General features: G+C 67.3%; 3 protein-coding genes. 1 reads left to right on the top strand and 2 read right to left on the bottom strand.

Going from position 1 to position 2,421, the window contains the following annotated elements; translation table 11 throughout:
- A partial coding sequence (locus tag GH737_RS14380) for an autoinducer binding domain-containing protein (RefSeq protein WP_196233220.1) occupies positions 1-518 on the bottom strand: 518 nt, incomplete at its 3' end.
- Between the two features lie 361 nt (positions 519-879).
- On the opposite strand from GH737_RS14380, the gene GH737_RS14375 reads away from it, so the two are divergent.
- Positions 880-1,803: a DNA/RNA non-specific endonuclease gene (locus GH737_RS14375; protein WP_155265455.1), complete on the top strand. Its 924-nt coding sequence runs from the start codon at positions 880-882 to the stop codon at positions 1,801-1,803.
- A 39-nt stretch (positions 1,804-1,842) separates the two neighbouring features.
- Here the strand turns inward: GH737_RS14375 and GH737_RS14370 are convergent, their stop codons facing one another.
- Complete coding sequence (locus GH737_RS14370) at positions 1,843-2,157, bottom strand: excalibur calcium-binding domain-containing protein (RefSeq protein ID WP_155265454.1); 315 nt, start codon at positions 2,155-2,157, stop codon at positions 1,843-1,845.
- Positions 2,158-2,421 lie beyond the last annotated feature (264 nt).

Genomic DNA, 2,421 nt, shown 5'->3' with positions numbered 1-2,421 from the left:
GTCCGACGCGCGCGCAGCGTCCGCAGACGCCGTGCCGCGCACAGCGCATGGGCACCGACCAGCTCGGTGCAACGGAGCCGGGCCGCCGGCAGATCCATCCCCGCCCGGACCGCGAAGGAGCAGGAAGCGCTTGGCTCGCCCGGCACATTGGCCGGAACGGTGAAGCCCGCGCCGAGGCCGAAATAGCGGCTTCGCGCCATGATGCTCTTGTGGCGGTCATTGAGCCTGATCAGCGATCCCAGCTGGGACCAGCCGAAGCCGGTGTTGGCGCGGCGGCTGGCGAGATGGACCGGATCGTCGGCCGCATCGCCGCTCTCGACCAGCTCGCGCACCCAGGCATCCGGATAATTGTCGATCCGGACCAGCCCGACGCCAGAGGCGGCGAGGCTGGCGTGATCAAGCAGCGCGAAATATTGGAAGCCGAGCTCCGCGGCGGCATCGCCGACGAGCGCGCATAATTGCCGCAGGTCGGCGCAGACCCGCGCCGCCTCAGCGAAGCGGTCGCTCAGCCGCCTCACGGTTCGGATCGCTGCTCGGGAAGCGCTCCGCAAGAATGCGCAAAAGCACGGGCTCCTGTTGCGATTCGGCCGCTGCGAGTCTCGTCAAATAAGTTACCAACAAGTCGAGGTTCTCACGCCCCGGCGCCGTCACTCCGGCGCGCTTCAAGCTTAGCCGTGCCTGTCCGGAGCACAAGCGCAGTCGACTCACTTTCGAGGGCGCGTCCGCACCTGGCTGCGTCGGAGCGCAGGACAGGCTCACGACTTCCGTGCGAGTGTCGGCGCATCGATGGAAAGCGGCACCTGACGGTGACCGGCCGGGCCGTTCGATTCTCTGCTATACTGCAGCGCCGAATCGCCCGGTTCCGCGGAGCGACACCTGATGAAGAAGCTGATCGCAGCCATGGCCGCGCTCCTTGTCGCGGCCGGCCCTCTTCATGCACAGACGTTCAGGCCGAATGTCCTCGATCCGAGCTACAATCACGATCGCTGGGTCACCAGCAGCAACGGAATCGTAAAGGACTTCAGGGCCTATCGAAGCAGCTTCGACGACCTCGACGACGACGACCAATTCGGCGGCCCCGATGCGCTCGGCGTGCCCGAGTGGGTCGCCTATGAGGTGAAGCGCGTCGAAGGCCAGTGCATCGCAACCCATCCGCGGCCGGGCACGTGGATCACGGACGACGAGCTCCACGACTCGGGAATCATGCCGGACGACCGGTCGTACCGGACGACGAACGCGTTCCGGCATTCGCATCCGGCCTGGTTTGCGCGCGGTCATCTAGCGATGAAGCTGCTCGCCGAGAGGCTCGGCGACGACGCGCAGTGGAATACGCACAGCTTCTACAATGCCGTCCCGCAGCGCCAGTCGTTCAACGCGGGAATATGGCTCGATCTTGAAAATCTGACGGGTGCCTGGGCCCAGCATTTCGGGACGGTGTGGATCGTCACCGGCCCGGTCTTCGCGGATCGCCATGCCTATGCCCATCTCGGCGATTCCGGCGAGTTCCCGGTGGCGATCCCGGAAGCCCTCTTCAAGATCGTCATCCGGGAGAGCGGCATTCCGAACCGGCCGAATTTCCTGGCCTTCATCTACCCGCAGGTCGGCCCGGGCTACTCGCACCGGCCGTTCGATCACACGCGATTCCTCACGACCGTCGACGAAATCGAGCAGCTCACCGGGATCGACTTCCTGACGAGCCTTCCCGACGCGGTCGAGGCGGAACTCGAGGCGCAGCAGGGCCCCGGGCTGTGGCCCGCCGACGCGGGCGATTTCATTCCGGCCTGCGAGGGTGGCGGCGACTGAGCGATCGCGATTCGCAATCGTTCGACGATCCCCTGCCGATCACTCGCACCCTACTCCGTCGCCGTCTCGGTCAAGCTTCCGCGAATAGCCGGGATCGCCGGCACGGACGGGCGCCGCTCCCGCTGCCCGGGCCTCGGAGCAGTTGCGGAACGTGCCGTCAGTCGAGTGGGCCCTCAAAGGCCGCTGTGCGGGTCGGGACGAGGTGCCCGAGCGGTGGCAGTGATATTCACCCGTTTTCCGGTTGTTGTGGCACCCCTCGGCATTCAGCCCGCCGGGATGTGCTTGCGCCGGCAGAACCGGCAGGCTGATGCATAGCGACGACGCAAGCAACGCAACGGCGCTCGGCAGGCGCATGGCTGCACTCCCCCCATTGGCCCGAGCTTGCGCAGGAAGCGCGCACGCCCTTCGGGAGTCAAGCGGATGCCCGGTCGGCCGCCGACACTCCGGCGGCGCGCGAGGACGCTCGATGAGGACCCCCCTCTCAGGCCGGAGGGCGGCCGTGAACACGACGTGGGCGGCCGCTGCGCCATGCGGCAGCGCCGGACCGTTGCCCGCAATCCCCATGGCTCGACCCGATGGCCCACTTCGAGCGGCTGCTCCGGCCGATCGACCGGCGCC

Source organism: Sphingomonas segetis, from assembly GCF_009720245.1.
Taxonomy (GTDB): Bacteria; Pseudomonadota; Alphaproteobacteria; order Sphingomonadales; family Sphingomonadaceae; genus Sphingomicrobium; species Sphingomicrobium segetis.
The sequence above is the reverse complement of the archived record's forward strand: the minus strand, read 5'-3'. Positions and strand labels throughout refer to the sequence as shown.

Bases quoted from the DNA above. Each gene is read 5' to 3' on its own strand.
- GH737_RS14375 (WP_155265455.1), top strand. From the start codon at position 880: ATGAAGAAGCTGATCGCAGCCATGGCCGCGCTCCTTGTCGCGGCCGGC.
- GH737_RS14370 (WP_155265454.1), bottom strand. From the start codon at position 2,157: ATGCGCCTGCCGAGCGCCGTTGCGTTGCTTGCGTCGTCGCTATGCATC.